The organism is Rhizobium sp. PRIMUS64 (assembly GCF_023006465.1).
Classification (GTDB): domain Bacteria; phylum Pseudomonadota; class Alphaproteobacteria; order Rhizobiales; family Rhizobiaceae; genus Rhizobium; species Rhizobium leguminosarum.
This window is the reverse complement of sequence record NZ_JALBGX010000045.1, coordinates 16,489-31,043: the sequence shown is the minus strand read 5'-3', so window position 1 is coordinate 31,043 and position 14,555 is coordinate 16,489. Positions and strand designations below refer to the sequence as shown.

Annotated in this window: 15 protein-coding genes; 14 read left to right on the top strand and 1 reads right to left on the bottom strand. The window is 60.4% G+C overall.

The window, feature by feature from the left end; translation table 11 throughout:
• The first annotated feature begins 1 nt into the window (after position 1).
• The 8 genes from MOV76_RS18805 to fliP are packed head-to-tail and all read left to right on the top strand — an operon-like array spanning position 2 to position 5,269.
• Positions 2 to 343 carry a flagellar hook-basal body complex protein FliE gene (locus MOV76_RS18805; RefSeq protein WP_028734021.1) on the top strand — a complete coding sequence of 114 codons (342 nt, stop codon included), beginning with the start codon at positions 2 to 4 and terminating at the stop codon, positions 341 to 343.
• A gap of 19 nt (positions 344 to 362) precedes the next feature.
• Entirely contained in the window at positions 363 to 1,151 is a 789-nt protein-coding gene (gene flgG / locus MOV76_RS18800) for a flagellar basal-body rod protein FlgG (protein WP_028734020.1), read from the top strand.
• Between the two features lie 15 nt (positions 1,152 to 1,166).
• The gene (flgA, locus tag MOV76_RS18795) at positions 1,167 to 1,649 is read left to right on the top strand and encodes a flagellar basal body P-ring formation chaperone FlgA (protein WP_018244812.1); all 483 of its coding nucleotides are present in this window, start codon (positions 1,167 to 1,169) and stop codon (positions 1,647 to 1,649) included.
• Positions 1,646 to 2,767, top strand: coding sequence for a flagellar basal body P-ring protein FlgI (locus MOV76_RS18790; protein WP_027685986.1), 1,122 nt, complete (start codon positions 1,646 to 1,648; stop codon positions 2,765 to 2,767). Before flgA ends, MOV76_RS18790 begins: the two co-directional genes overlap by 4 nt.
• Positions 2,764 to 3,306 carry a MotE family protein gene (locus MOV76_RS18785; protein ID WP_018445813.1) on the top strand — a complete coding sequence of 181 codons (543 nt, stop codon included), beginning with the start codon at positions 2,764 to 2,766 and terminating at the stop codon, positions 3,304 to 3,306. The genes MOV76_RS18790 and MOV76_RS18785 overlap by 4 nt, the downstream gene beginning before the upstream one ends.
• Complete coding sequence (gene flgH, locus MOV76_RS18780) at positions 3,303 to 4,019, top strand: flagellar basal body L-ring protein FlgH (protein ID WP_003556536.1); 717 nt, start codon at positions 3,303 to 3,305, stop codon at positions 4,017 to 4,019. The genes MOV76_RS18785 and flgH overlap by 4 nt, the downstream gene beginning before the upstream one ends.
• A 12-nt stretch (positions 4,020 to 4,031) precedes the next feature.
• The gene (locus MOV76_RS18775; RefSeq protein WP_018445812.1) at positions 4,032 to 4,535 is read left to right on the top strand and encodes a flagellar basal body-associated FliL family protein; all 504 of its coding nucleotides are present in this window, start codon (positions 4,032 to 4,034) and stop codon (positions 4,533 to 4,535) included.
• Positions 4,532 to 5,269, top strand: coding sequence for a flagellar type III secretion system pore protein FliP (gene fliP / locus MOV76_RS18770; RefSeq protein ID WP_018244816.1), 738 nt, complete (start codon positions 4,532 to 4,534; stop codon positions 5,267 to 5,269). The genes MOV76_RS18775 and fliP overlap by 4 nt, the downstream gene beginning before the upstream one ends.
• Positions 5,270 to 5,513: 244 nt before the next feature.
• On the opposite strand, the gene MOV76_RS18765 is transcribed toward fliP, so the two are convergent.
• Positions 5,514 to 7,430 carry a glycosyl transferase gene (locus MOV76_RS18765; protein WP_247265057.1) on the bottom strand — a complete coding sequence of 639 codons (1,917 nt, stop codon included), beginning with the start codon at positions 7,428 to 7,430 and terminating at the stop codon, positions 5,514 to 5,516.
• A 446-nt stretch (positions 7,431 to 7,876) separates the two neighbouring features.
• On the opposite strand from MOV76_RS18765, the gene MOV76_RS18760 reads away from it, so the two are divergent.
• The 6 genes from MOV76_RS18760 (at position 7,877) to MOV76_RS18735 (ending at position 14,552) form a co-directional block, all read left to right on the top strand.
• On the top strand, positions 7,877 to 8,782 hold the full coding sequence (locus MOV76_RS18760; RefSeq protein ID WP_018244818.1) for a flagellin: 906 nt from the start codon (positions 7,877 to 7,879) through the stop codon (positions 8,780 to 8,782).
• Between the two features lie 281 nt (positions 8,783 to 9,063).
• Positions 9,064 to 9,972: a flagellin gene (locus MOV76_RS18755; RefSeq protein WP_047622530.1), complete on the top strand. Its 909-nt coding sequence runs from the start codon at positions 9,064 to 9,066 to the stop codon at positions 9,970 to 9,972.
• 247 nt (positions 9,973 to 10,219) lie between these two features.
• Positions 10,220 to 11,131, top strand: a complete 912-nt coding sequence (locus tag MOV76_RS18750) for a flagellin (protein ID WP_018244820.1) — start codon at positions 10,220 to 10,222, stop codon at positions 11,129 to 11,131.
• Positions 11,132 to 11,431: 300 nt separating this feature from the next.
• Positions 11,432 to 12,394 (top strand): flagellin, encoded by a 963-nt coding sequence (locus MOV76_RS18745; RefSeq protein ID WP_018244821.1) that lies wholly within the window; start codon positions 11,432 to 11,434, stop codon positions 12,392 to 12,394.
• Between the two features lie 203 nt (positions 12,395 to 12,597).
• Positions 12,598 to 13,227, top strand: a complete 630-nt coding sequence (locus MOV76_RS18740) for a hypothetical protein (RefSeq protein ID WP_047622571.1) — start codon at positions 12,598 to 12,600, stop codon at positions 13,225 to 13,227.
• Positions 13,224 to 14,552, top strand: a complete 1,329-nt coding sequence (locus tag MOV76_RS18735; protein ID WP_247265056.1) for a MotB family protein — start codon at positions 13,224 to 13,226, stop codon at positions 14,550 to 14,552. Before MOV76_RS18740 ends, MOV76_RS18735 begins: the two co-directional genes overlap by 4 nt.
• The last annotated feature ends 3 nt before the right edge of the window (positions 14,553 to 14,555 follow it).

Below are 14,555 nucleotides of genomic sequence, written 5' to 3'. Positions count from 1 at the left end.
AATGATCAGCAGCGTCCAGAATGTCAGCAACCTTTCGATGACCCGCGCGCTCGGCGCCGTCGACACCGAAAATTCCGCCTCGTCGTCTGCCGCCACCATGCCGGGCGCCGCCGGTGCGGCCAATGGCATGAGCTTCGCCTCGGTCATGGGCAACATGGCGAGCGACGCGGTCAGCAGCCTGAAGGGTGCGGAAAGCATGTCCTTTGCCGGTATCAAGGGCACGGCGACGACGCGTGAAGTCGTCGATTCCATGCTCCAGGCCGAGCAGACGCTGCAAACCGCGATTGCCATCCGCGACAAGGTCGTCTCGGCCTTTCTCGAAGTCACCAAGATGCAGATGTAACTGATTTGAGGACGAACACATGAGAGCGCTCGCCATCGCAGCAACGGGCATGGATGCCCAGCAGACCAATCTGGAAGTCATCGCGAACAACATCGCCAACATCAATACGACGGGTTTCAAGCGCGCTCGCGCCGAATTTTCGGATCTTCTCTACCAGACCGAACGTGCCAAGGGTGTCGCCAACCGCGCCAACCAGGCCGTCGTTCCGGAAGGTGCCAATATCGGCCTCGGCGTCCAGACCTCGGCGGTCCGCAACCTGCATCTCCAGGGCGAACTGACCCAGACCGGCAACGATCTCGACGTGGCGCTGATCGGCAAGGGCTTCTTCCAGATCCAGTCGACCGACGGCACGACGCTTTACACCCGCGCCGGCGCCTTCAACAAGAACGACCAGGGCCAGCTCGTCACCATCGACGGCTACGAGGTCCTTCCCGGCATCACCATTCCAACAGGCTCGACCGAGCTGACGATCAGCCGCTCCGGCCAGGTTTCTGCCAAGCTGCCGGGTGCGACGGATGCGACCGTGCTCGGTCAGTTGACGCTTGCCGACTTCGTCAACGAGGCGGGTCTCCAGCCGCTCGGCGACAATCTCTTCCAGGAAACGCCGGCCTCCGGCGAAGCCGTCATCGGCAATCCCGATGAGGAAGGTTTCGCCTACATGAAGCAGGGTTACCTGGAATCTTCGAACGTCGACCCGGTGAAGGAAATCACCGAGCTGATCTCGGCCCAGCGCGCTTACGAAATGAATTCCAAGGTGATCACCACCGCTGATGAAATGGCCTCCATCGTCAGCAAGAACCTGAAGTAAGGGAAGGGCCGAAACATGATGTTTTGCCGGGCAGGACACATCTCAGGATGGGTGGCGGCAGCCACGATCGCAGTCGCGGGCATTATCTTGCCTGCGAACGCGGATGCCGGCATGGGTTATGCCGTCGTCCCGACCACGATCATCTACCCCGGCGACACATTGTCGGCCAGCCAGCTTCAGGAGGTCGAGGTCACCAACCCCAACCTCGCCGGCGACTATGCCAAATCCGTTTCGCAGGTCGAAGGCATGGTTTCCAAGCGCACGCTGTTGCCGGGCCGCACCATCTCGGTTTCGGCCCTGCGCGAGGCCTATACCGTGACCCGTGGCTCTTCGATCCGCCTGGTCTTCTCGCTCGGCGCGATGACGATCTCCGCCGCCGGCACGCCGCTCGAAGATGGCGCGACCGGGCAGGTCGTCCGCGCGCGAAATATGGATTCCGGTGTCATCGTCAGCGGCACGGTGCTTGCGGACGGCACGGTCCATGTGAGGGCAAAATGAAATTGTTCTTCCGTTTCGTTACTCTTGTCGCGGTTCTCGCCATGAGTTTGGCTGATGTCGCGCCCGCCTGGGCGCTGACCTCCCGCATCAAGGACATCGCCTCCCTTCAGGCCGGCCGCGATAACCAGCTGATCGGTTATGGCCTCATCGTCGGCCTCCAGGGGACCGGCGACGGCTTCCGGTCCTCGCCCTTCACCGAGCAGTCGATGCGCGCGATGCTGCAGAATCTCGGCATCTCGACGCAGGGCGGCCAGTCCAACGCCAAGAACACGGCGGCCGTGATGGTCACCGCCAACCTGCCCCCTTTCGCAAGCCCCGGCAGCCGTATCGACGTGACGGTGAGCTCGCTCGGCGATGCGACGTCGCTGCGCGGCGGCACGCTTGTCATGACCTCGCTTTCCGGCGCCGACGGCCAGATCTACGCTGTCGCGCAGGGTGCCGCCATTGTTTCCGGTTTTCAGGCGCAGGGCCAGGCGGCGACGGTCACCGAAGGCGTCACCACCGCCGGCCGCGTGCCTGGCGGCGCGATCATCGAGCGCGAACTGCCGTCCCGCTTCAAGGATTCGGTCAATCTCGTCCTGCAATTGCGCAACCCCGACTTCTCGACGGCGATCCGTATCGCCGACATCGTCAATGGTTATGCCTCGGCGCGCTTCGGCGGCCCGGTTGCCGAAGCCAAGGATTCGCAGGAGGTCGTGATCCAGAAGCCGCGCACGGCCGATCTCACCCGGCTGATGGCCGATATCGAAAATCTCATCGTCGAGACCGATACGCCGGCCAAGGTGGTCATCAACGAACGCACCGGAACGATCGTCATCGGCTCGGACGTCCGCGTCTCGCCGGTTGCCGTCAGCTACGGTACCCTGACGGTTCAGGTCACCGAAACGCCGCAGATCATCCAGCCCGAACCTTTCTCGCGCGGCGTAACCGCCGTCCAGCCTCAGACCGATATCGCCGCGGAGCAGACCGGCGGGCGCGTCGCGATCATCGACGGCCCTGACCTCCGGACCCTCGTCGCCGGCCTCAACAACATAGGGGTGAAACCGGATGGTATTATCGCCATTCTCCAGGGCATCAAATCGGCAGGCGCCCTGCAGGCGGAGCTTGTGCTGCAATGATCAAGATCATCAACCCTGACATGACGGTCCTGCAATTGCTGCGCCGTCTGGCGCTGCCGGCCGCGGGCCTCGTCCTTCTGTCGATCCCCGGCGCCTTCGCGCAGGAACATGCGCCGGCTGGCGACATCACGTCCCAGGACGAGATCAAGCAGTTCTGTACCAACATTGCCGAGCCCGCCCGCGACCAGCGTTATCTCCTGCAGAAGCAGGAACTGGAAAAGCTTCGCGCCGACATCGACGCCCGCATGGCGGAGATGGACAAGCGCAAGGCCGAATATCAGGACTGGCTGAAGCGGCGCGACGATTTCCTGAAGCAGGCGGAAGCCGGCCTCACTGAGATCTACAAGAAGATGAAGCCGGATGCGGCCGCACTCCAGTTGCAGGACATGAAGATCGAGGTGGCTTCCGCCGTGATCATGCGGCTCGGCCCGCGGCAGTCGAGCCTCATCCTCAACGAGATGGACCCGCAGAAGGCCGCTGCCATCGCCAGCGTCATCGCCAGTGCGTCCGATCCCAATACGTCGAAGGATCCTTCATGAATATGCGTTTCCCGGCCGCGATCGCCGCCCTCGCACTCCTTGCAGGTTGCCAGTCTCCGACGGCGGTCAGCGAGATCGGCCGCGCGCCCGCCATGAGCCCGATCGGAAGCGGTCTTGCCTACGGCCAGACGCCGCAGATGGCGCTCTATCCGAAGCAGCCGCGCGCCGTGGCGCAGGGCTACTCGCTGTGGAGCGATTCGCAGGCCGCTCTCTTCAAGGATGCGCGCGCGCTCAACGTCGGCGACATCCTGACCGTCGACATCCAGATCAATGACAAGGGCTCCTTCGACAACGAGACCAACCGCAGCCGCAAGAATTCGAGCGGCATGAACTGGGACGTCAACGCCCAGATCTTCGGCTGGACGCCCGAGTCCAAGACCGATCTGACCTATGGCTCCGATACCAGCACCGACGGCAAGGGCAAGATCGAGCGCACCGACAAGCTCACCCTTCTGGTCGCCGCCGTCGTCACCGGCATTCTCGAGAACGGCAACCTCGTCATATCGGGCTCGCAGGAAGTCCGCCTGAACCAGGAACTGCGCATCCTGAACGTTGCTGGTATCGTTCGTCCGCAGGACGTCAATGCCGAAAACCAGATCTCCTACGACAAGATCGCCGAAGCCCGCATTTCCTATGGTGGCCGCGGCCGCCTGATGGAAGTGCAGCAGCCTCCGCGCGGCCAGCAGGCCGTCGATCTTTTCTCGCCGCTTTGAGGCTGAACGACGATGGCAGAGCCAGACGCAAGCGCAGGTCAACCGAAGAAATCCGGCACGCTGATGACGATCATCGGCGTCGTCGTCCTGACCCTGCTCGGCGCCGGCGGCGGCTGGGCGGTCGGCACGATCGTCGCGCCCAACATCAAGGGTGCCAAGGAGGTCGAGCAGGCCAAGGATGCCGAGGCCAAGAAAAAGGCCGAGGAAGGTCTGGCGCGCATCTCGACCGAGGCCAACAACGTCGTCCAGCTCGAGCCGATCACCTCGAACCTCGCCTACCCCTCGGAAAACTGGGTGCGACTCGAAGTCGCGCTGCTGTTCAACGGGCCGCCGGATGTCAAGGTTTCCGAGGATATTCATCAGGATATCCTCGCCTATATCAGAACCGTTTCCCTTCAGCAGATCGAGGGGCCGCGCGGCTTTCAATATCTCAAGGATGACATACAGGAACGTGTTGACCTTCGCTCGCAAGGGCGGGTATCGAAGGTCATGTTCAGGACATTTGTCATCGAATGATTCGTCTCATAGTTTTCCTTGCCGCCATGATGGCGGTACCGGAACTGGCGGTGGCACAGCAGCTGCCGACTGACTTGTTGAACGTGCCGGTCGATGGCTCCGTCGCCGCCTGGATCATCCGCACATTCGGCCTGCTGACCATTCTTTCGGTCGCGCCGGGCATCCTGATCATGGTGACGAGCTTCCCGCGCTTCATCATCGCCTTCTCGATCCTGCGCTCAGGGATGGGCCTCTCCTCGACGCCTTCCAACATGATCCTATTGTCGCTGTCGCTGTTCATGACCTTCTATGTCATGTCGCCGACCTTTGATCAGGCCTGGCAGAACGGCGTACAGCCGCTGCTTGCCAATCAGATCAACGAGACCGAGGCGGTCCAGCGTATCGCCGAACCCTTCCGCACCTTCATGGCGGCCAATACCCGCGACAAGGATTTGGCGCTCTTCGTCGATCTGGCGCGCGAACGCGGGCAGAATATCCAGACGACCAATCCGATCGACTACCGCGTGCTGATCCCGGCCTTCATGATTTCCGAAATTCGCCGCGGCTTCGAGATCGGCTTCCTCGTCGTGCTGCCGTTCCTCGTCATCGACCTCATCGTCGCCACAATCACCATGGCGATGGGCATGATGATGCTGCCGCCGACCTCGATCTCGCTGCCTTTCAAGATTCTCTTCTTCGTGCTGATTGACGGCTGGAACCTGCTCGTCGGCAGCCTGGTGCGCTCGTTCAGCTAGAGCGGTTCAGCTTTTAACGGAAGCGCAGAACCGCTCTATCCTTTTGTTTTTACGCAATTCCGGACGGAAAACCGCTTCGCACTTTTCCTGGAATTGCTCTAACCGGCTGTCGCAGCTTGATATTCGCCAATGAGAAAACCCGCCGGATCGCTCCGGCGGGTTTTTAACTATGCAGCCATCCCAAAGTGCTTCAGCGCCCGTTGCGCGCCTGAACCGACGCGCAACGGAGTGCAGATCGAAAGCCTCACTCGGCCGCGAACGGCGCCGTGCGCGGCGGCAGCGCCGGAATGTCCATGTGATCGGGTGCAAGACCCTGCTTGGCACGCTCAGCCATGATTTCATAGGCCTGCTCCAGATGGTCGCAGAACCGTTCGGCATCGAAGAGCGGCGCGATATAACGCTTCTCCTTGAGATGCGCCTTGTATTGCGCGATCCGCGCGGGATTCTCAGCCAGTTCGACGGCAAGGTCCTCATAGGCCTGCAGGTCGCTTGCCACGAGTTCGGGCAGGTCGATGGCCCTGAGCAGGCTCTCGCTGACGCGTGAGGCGAAGTTGGTGCCCTTGACGGTCAGGACCGGCAGTCCGCCCCAGAGCTGCTCCGAAGTGGTCGTGTGGCCGTTGACGGGGAAGGTGTCGATGCCGACGTCGGCCGCCTGCTGACGGTCGATGTGCTCTTCGTAGGGCGCGCGCGGGCAGAAGATGATCCGCTTGGCGGAGATCCCCGCCGCCTGGAATTGCTTCAAGAGGTTCGCCTGGTTGCGCGGCGTGTTCGCCATCAGCCAGAGCACGCTGTTTGGCGCGCGCTTGAGGATGCGGCACCAGCTGTCGATCGTCTCCGGCGTGATCTTGCGGTTGCCGTTGAAGGACGCGAAGATGAAGGCGTCTTCCGGCAGGCCGAGCTGCTCGCGGGTGACAGGACGCGGCTTCGGGCGATGCATCGGGTCGTTCGGCTGGTAGCTCTCCGGCAGCCGGCAGAATTTCTCATGGTAGAAGGGCTTGGCCACCTCGGGCAATACAGAATGGTCGCCGATGACGTAGTCGAGATCGATATTGACCGTGCTGCCGGGGAAACCGAGCCAGCCGACATGCACCGGCGCGAGCGGCAAATTGAAGGCCGACGCGCGGCTGCCCGAAGTATGGCCCTTCAGGTCGACCATGATGTCAATATTATGCTCGCGCACCGCCGCCAGCATCCCCTGGTCGGAGAAGCCATGAACAGTAACGATCCGGCCCCAGCGGCTGCGATCGGTATTGTTGTGCTTGAGGTATTCAGGGCCAGTATGGCAGAAGAGCGTCACCTCGAACCGGTCCTTGTCGTGCAGTTCGAGGATGCGCTGCAAGAGCTTCATCGTGGCGTGGCGATCCCAGAAATCCGATGACATGTAGCCGATCCGGATCTTGTCCGACCAGCTGTGCGGCTGGTTGCGGCGGAGGGCCACCCGTTCCGGGTTGAGGGGGGTGGTGCCGATCGTCGCATATCGGTTGAAATCCTCGTTGCCGCACCAGTGCAGATGATAGAACGGGTTATCCTTGCGCAGGATCTCGACATCGCCCTTTGCGAGTGAGGCATCGATCACCGCCTGATGTTTGCTTGCCTCTTCGAACTCATTGAATTCGCGGGCGAAAACCAGATGCAGGAAGCGGAATGCAAGATTGCCTGGAAACCGCTTGAAGAGGTTGCGCGAGAGGCTCTGGTTGGTTGCATCGTTCAGATCGTCGCTCAGTAGCAGGGCTGCCAGGCGCATATGATCGGGATTGGCGCTCTGCGACAGCACCGTCTTGAACGGGCGGATGATATCCCGCTGCTGCCGCTTCAGATAGATCGCGGTGATGATGAAGGCGAGTTCCGGGTCTTCCTGCGCCTTGCTAAGGTTTCGCATGGCGATCAGCAGAGCATCGTCCTCGCTGCCGGTCTCGTAGTGCAGCTTGGCCGCCTGTTTCTGGTATTCGTAGGAGTTCGGTCCTTCGCAGTTGCCGGCCAGGCCATAGGCTTTCGCGGCATCGGCCTTGAAGCCGAGCTGCACGAGGTTCTTGGCCAGCAGCGCATAGGTCTTGGCGTCCTGCTGAATATCCATCAGCTGGTTGAGCGTTGCCAAGGACTGTGTGTAGCGGCCCATCTGGTAATCCTTGGATGCCGCAGAGAACGAAACTTTGCTGTTCAAAACCCAACTCCGTGAAGGAAATGTTCTGGCGTCGACCGCCGAGGCACGGACAGGCCGTCCTCCGCAAAAACGGGCGGATCGGTCCGATGGTGCTATCCCGGCGCCTGCCACATTGGCATTCGAAGCTTGCTTGAAACCGGTGCGCTTGGTGAACCTCTGTTTTCGCGGGGAAATGCCGACTTTTGCCTAGGGAAAACGCTTGGTTTTCAAGAGAATTAGAGTGCCAAGGAATATATTCAGCAAGCATTAACTATCCCCTGCGAGGAGCCGGCCTGGGGCCTGTACTTTTAAGGAGTTGGCAAGCATTGGCTGCGAGATTGCCCTGGACATGACGGGTTTGGGCCAAACAAAAAAGGCGCCGAGTAGCATGAAGCTGGTCCGTCATCGCCGGTACTATAGTCCGGTATGTCCTCCTTTTTGTATCTAGTTTTCCAGGGGACAGACTTATGACAAGCATTAACACCAATACTTCCGCGCAGGCCGCTCTCCAGACGCTGCGTAGCGTTAACCAGAGCCTCAACAACACGCAGAACCACGTTTCTTCTGGTTACCGCGTTGAAAAGGCTTCGGACAACGCTGCTTACTGGTCGATCGCAACGACCATGCGCTCGGACAACAAGGCACTTTCCGCCGTTTCCGACGCTCTCGGCGTAGGCGCTGCCAAGGTCGACACCGCTTACACCGCCATGGACAGCGCCATCGATGTCGTCGGCGACATCAAGGCCAAGCTGGTTGCCGCGACTGAAAACGGCGTCGACAAGGCCAAGGTCCAGGAAGAAATCGGTCAGCTGCAGCAGCAGCTCCTGAGCATCTCTCAGTCGGCTTCCTTCAACGGCGAAAACTGGGTTGCCGGCGCCTCTGGCACCAAGAGCGTCGTCTCCTCGTTCGTCCGCGACGGCTCCAACGCCGTTTCGATCACCACGACCGACTACGTTCTCGACAGCGGCTCTGCGGGCAACGTTCTGTTCGGCATGAGCGGCGGTTCGGTCGAAACCTCCACCGGTATCCTCGGCACTTCGAGTGGTGCGACCGGTTCGATCTACGCGATGGACATCACCAACTTCACCGCCGGCCAGATCCAGTCGGCTCTGACCAACGTTGAAGCGGCTCTGAAGGCCATGACCAGCGCCGGCGCTGCTCTCGGTTCGCTCTCCAGCCGCATCGACGCCCAGGACGACTTCGTGTCTGCTCTCAGCGACTCGATCGACTCCGGTGTCGGCCGTCTCGTTGACGCCAACATGGAAGAAGAGTCCTCCAAGCTCAGCGCCCTGCAGACCCAGCAGCAGCTGGCGATCCAGTCGCTGTCGATCGCGAACTCCTCTTCGCAGAACATCCTGTCGCTCTTCCGCTAAGACCGGTCGGCACAAGGTTTCCAAGTTTCGCGGCCGGGTCATCCCCGGCCGCGAAATGTTTTAATATAAGGTTAATGAAAATCCTTCTAAGCCTCAGATATTTTTGAATAATTTCCGATCTCGATTTAGCTTTCTTTAACCATCTTGCTGTTTTCTAGGCCCATCGAAACGGCGAGTTAACCTTAACAGAGATGGTTAACAGGCATGATGCTGATCGCTGTGGGCCGGCCGAAATCCGGAATGTCCCTTCTTAAGATCTGCCAACAAGGGGCAAGCAAACTATGACGAGCATCAACACCAATAACGCTGCAATGGCAGCCCTCCAGACTCTCCGTGGTATCAACCAGGGTCTCCAGGAAACCCAGGCTCACGTTTCGTCCGGCTATCGCGTCGGCAAGGCTTCCGACAACGCTGCTTACTGGTCGATCGCAACGACCATGCGTTCGGACAACAAGGCACTTTCCGCCGTTTCCGACGCTCTCGGCCTCGGCGCTGCAAAGGTCGACACCGCTTACTCCGCCATGGACAGCGCTATCGATGTCGTCGGCGACATCAAGGCCAAGCTGGTTGCCGCGACTGAAAACGGCGTCGACAAGGCCAAGGTCCAGGAAGAAATCAGCCAGCTGCAGCAGCAGCTGATGAGCATCGCGCAGTCGGCTTCCTTCTCCGGTGAAAACTGGGTTGCCGGCGCTGACGGCACCAAGAACGTCGTTTCGTCGTTCGTCCGCGACGGCTCCAACGCCGTTTCGGTCGTGATGACCGACTATATTCTCGACGACAGCTCCACGGGCAACGTTCTGTTCGGTATGAGCGGCGGCTCGGTCGAAACCTCCACGGGTATCCTCGGTACTTCGAATGGTGCGACCGGTTCTGTCTACGCAATGGACATCACCAACTTCACCCTCGGCGAGATCCAGTCGGCTCTGACCAACGTTGAATCGGCTCTGAAGGCCATGACCAGCGCCGGCGCTCAGCTCGGCTCGATCTCCAAGCGCATCGAGCTGCAGGAAAACTTCGTGTCCGCCCTCAGCGACTCGATCGACTCCGGTGTCGGCCGTCTCGTTGACGCCAACATGGAAGAAGAGTCCTCCAAGCTCAGCGCCCTGCAGACCCAGCAGCAGCTGGCGGTCCAGTCGCTGTCGATTGCGAACTCCTCTTCGCAGACCATCCTCACGCTGTTCCGCGGCTAATAACCCTCGGAAATATCGGCCCGCCGGTCTCCGGCGGGCATCTCGGAATCGAGCCGCGCTTCAATGGAGCGCGGCTTTTTTAATTTCCGTTAACTGTTGATTAACCATAATGCTGTCTTCTGCGGTCAACGAGACGGCGAGTTAACCAAATTTAAGAACCGGTTAACAGGCATGAGGCTGATCCCCGTTCCCGGTAGCTTCCCGGAATGTCCCTTTTTTCCATTTGCCAACAAGGGGCAATCATTTCATGACCAGCATTTTGACGAACGTCGCGGCGATGGCCGCTCTTCAGACACTCCGCGGAATCAACGACAGCCTAGAGACGACGCAGAACCACGTATCGTCGGGTTACCGCGTCGAAAAGGCAGCCGATAACGCCGCCTACTGGTCGATCGCAACGACCATGCGTTCGGACAACAAGGCACTTTCCGCCGTTTCCGACGCTCTCGGCCTCGGCGCCGCCAAGGTCGACACCGCTTACTCCGCGATGGACAGCGCCATCGACGTCATCAGCGAAATCAAGGCGAAGATCGTCGCCGCGACCGAAAAGGGCGTCGACAAAACCAAGATTCAGGAAGAAATCAGCCAGCTGCAGCAGCAGCTTCTGAGCATCGCGCAATCGGCTTCCTTCTCCGGTGAAAACTGGGTTGCCGGCGCTGACGGCACCAAGAGCGTCGTTTCCACCTTCGTGCGCGATGGCAACGGCAATGTCTCGGTCAAGACAACGGACTACATTCTGAACTCGAGCTCCGCGGGCAACGTCCTCTTCGGCATGACCTCGACTGGCACGATCGAGACGAGCTCCGGCATTCTCGGCACATCATCTGGTACGATCGGCTCGATCTACTCGATGGACATCAGCACTTTCGGCTCGGTTGAGATCTCCATGGCCCTGACGTCAATCGAGGCCGGCCTGGATGCGATGACCAAGGCTGCATCGCAGCTCGGCTCGATTTCCACTCGCATCGAGCTGCAGGAAAACTTCGTCGGCGCGCTCAGCGACTCGATCGACTCGGGCGTCGGCCGCCTCGTCGATGCAGACATGGAAGAGGAATCGAGCAAGCTGACGGCGCTGCAAACGCAGCAGCAGCTGGCCATCCAGTCGCTGTCGATCGCCAACTCCAGCGCTCAGAACATCCTCACGCTGTTCCGCAGCTAAATCTGGCGCTGAAGCTGGACCGAATCTTGCGCCACCGTCTGGCAGCAAGCGCAAAGCCTCCCGGACCGCGCCCGAAATGGCGCGGTTCTTTCTTTTATATCAATGCTTTGGTCGACATTTCGATCGCTGCGCCAGGCTCAGTGCTGCGCTCTTGCCCAATAGGTTGGTATCGAGTTAACTTCGCCTCGAGTTGATTTGCTTTTGCGACACGCCGGTAGAAACTCTGCCGGAGGCATGACGCCACTTCAGTCGCCGCCGGTAATCCGGCCTGCCCTTTCACCCCGATTCCGAGACCTGTCGATGACCGTTAAGATTACCAGCGCGGCCGCGGTGAATGCGCTTGCGGTGCTGCGCAGCATCAACAAAGAAGCCAACCAGACCCAACAGCAGGTGTCCTCGGGATATCGTATCGAGACGGCCGCCGACGATGCGTCCTACTGGTCGGTCGCGACCGTCATGCGTTCGGACAGCACCAATCTCGGAACGATCGGAGATGCGCTCGGTCTCGGCGCTGCCAAGGTGGATGCGACCTACACGGCGATGGACTCGGCGATCGATCTCATCGGCCAGATTCGCGCCAAGCTGGTTTCGGCAAGAGAGCCTGGCGCCGACAAGGACAAGATCAACGCCGAGATCAGCGAATACAAAGAGCAGTTGCAGACCGTCGTCGAATCGACGTCGTTTGCGGGTGAAAACTGGCTGTTGAACGGTGACACCGCTGCGCCGCCGACATGGCAGGTCATCTCTGGTTTCGTGCGCGCTCCGACCGGCGAATATCAGGCCCAGACCATCGATTTCCCATCCTCGCAGACCATCCTCATCGACAAGAACAATGCCAGCGGCGGCCTGCTGACCAAGCCGGTCGATGCCAATGCGATCAATAACAGCGGCACGACGTCGCGGAACTATTATTTGCTGAACGCTAACTCCACCACGCCGGCGACAGGTACGGAAATTGCGATTGGCAAAACCACGACCGATGCACAACTCACCGACATGCTTGACGTCACCGACTCGCTGCTCTCCTCGCTGACGACGACGGCCGCGTCCATCGGGGTGATGAAGACGCGCATCGATGATCAGATCGACTATACCGCCGATCTGTCCGATTCGATCGACAAGAGCGTCGGTGCGCTCGTCGATACCGACATGGACGAGGCTTCGATTCGGCAGAAGGCGATCGAAACCCAGAAACAAATGGCCGTCGAAGCGATCTCGATCCTCAACACGGCCGCAAGCAAGATCCTGATCCTGCTGGAATAGGGGCGGCGCGATCACGGGTGGCGGCGGCGCCATTCATCCTCGCGCAAGTTTGACTTCCTAGTTTCCGGCATGAAGGCATCGTCCGAATCCGTGCCGGCGCAAGGTCAGGCCCTTGTCCGTTTCGAAGGGGATGGCGGCGCGCAAGGTCACTTTGAGCGGGGGCGGGCATGTTGCATGCCTCCCGAATGCTGGATGGTTTTTTTATGAGCATTTCGCTTTCCCGGTATTTGAAGGATTTCGGTGAACCGGAATCGTCAGCGCCAATCCTCGACATGGATGATTTCGGCGGCGACGCTTTCCCCGAAATGCCGAGCGAACCGGCGATCGATATCGAGGCAGAGCGCCGCGAAGCCTATGCGGAAGGTCATGCCGCTGCGACCGCGGAATTGACTGACAAATACGAACTCGAGGCGCGGGCGCTGGCGGAGGTCCATGCGCGTGAACTCGAGGAACTGAAGCTTCGCTACGAAGTCGAGGCGGCGGCGGTCATTGCATCCCGCATCCGCGATATCGCCGAAGAGGTCGCTCAGCTGGTCAGCGCCGGCGCCGCCGTCGCCATCGCGCCTGTGATGACGGACGCGCTCGCCGCCAAGGCTGCCGAAAGCCTCGCGGCCCTGCTGCGCGACGCGATCCTCGAAGGCGCGGCCGGAGCGATCGTCGTCAGGGGGCCGACCCGGCTTTTCGACATAGTGAAGGCCGAGCTCGGCGAACATGCCGGGGCGGTTCGCCACATTGAGACCGACGATATCGATCTCGCCGTTGAAATCGGTGAATCCGTCATCGTCACCCGTATGTCCGCCTGGGCAGCCAGCTTGAAGAAAGTTCTCGAATGAGCGAAGGCGAAAACCACCACCACGGCAAGAACGAGATCATCATCGTCAAGAGACATGGCGGCGGTGATCACGATGGCGCCCATGGCGGTGCGTGGAAAATTGCCTATGCCGACTTCATGACGGCGATGATGGCGTTCTTCCTGGTCATGTGGCTGGTCAATGCCGCCAACGAGGAGACCAAGGCGTCGGTCGCGACCTATTTCAATCCGATCAAACTGTCCGACGAAAAGCCCACCGAGAAGGGCCTGAAGAAGCCCGTCGACAACGCCGAGGGCGAAGAGAAGCAGGAGAAGTCGAAGCAGAAGGAAGAAGATCCGAACGACGGCAAGGCTGCCGCCGATGGTGACGACCAGACATCGACATCAGGCGACCAAACCAATTATTCCGAGGCCGATTTCTTCGAAAATCCGTATTCGGTTCTTGCCGAGATCGCCCAGGAGGTCGGCCAGCAGGCCAATGTCAGCGCCAAGGGCGACGGCGGTGCCGCCGATTCGGGCCCGGCCACCGGCGCCGACGGCGGCGAGGCCTATCGTGATCCCTTCGATCCGGATTTCTGGACGAAGCAGGTCGAGGTCACGACAGCCGGCAAGACGTTGCCGCCCGGCAAGAGCGACGACCAGCAGGCGGTCGAGAGCAAGACAAGCGAGATCGCCAAGGTCGAGGATATGCAGCCGATACCGCTGACCACCGATCAGAAGGCGGCCAAGGAAACCAAAGAAACCAAGGAAACCAAGGAAACCAAGGGCGCGGTCGAAGCCAAGGACGGCAAGTCGCCTGAGGGCAAGAAAGCCGACGCTCAGAAAGACGCCGATCATCAGAAGGATGCGGACAAGAGTGCCTCCGAGACCGAGCAGCAGCAGAAGAAGGAAGCCGAGCAGCTGCAGGCCCAGATCGCCCAGCAGATCGGCGGTGTCGCCGGCAAGCTCGCCGAAGGCCTGACCGTGACGGCGTCCGAGGGCGGATTGCTGGTCAGCATCTCCGACCAGACCGACGATTCGATGTTCAATATCGGTTCTGCGGTTCCGCGCCAGGAGATGGTGCTCGCCATGGAAAAGATCGGTGCGATCCTGAAGGCGAGGGGTGGTGCGATCGCCATCCGCGGCCACACGGACGGGCGCCAGTATAAGGGCACGCAGAACGAGAATTGGCGGCTTTCGATGGATCGCGCCCAGAGCGCCTACTACATGCTTGTGCGCGGCGGGCTCGACGAGAAACGCATCTCCCAGGTTTCCGGCTTCGCCGACCGTCGGCTGAAGCTGCCGTCTGACCCGTTCAACGCGACCAACCGCCGGATCGAGATTCTGGTGCAGGCGGATCAAGGATAGTCG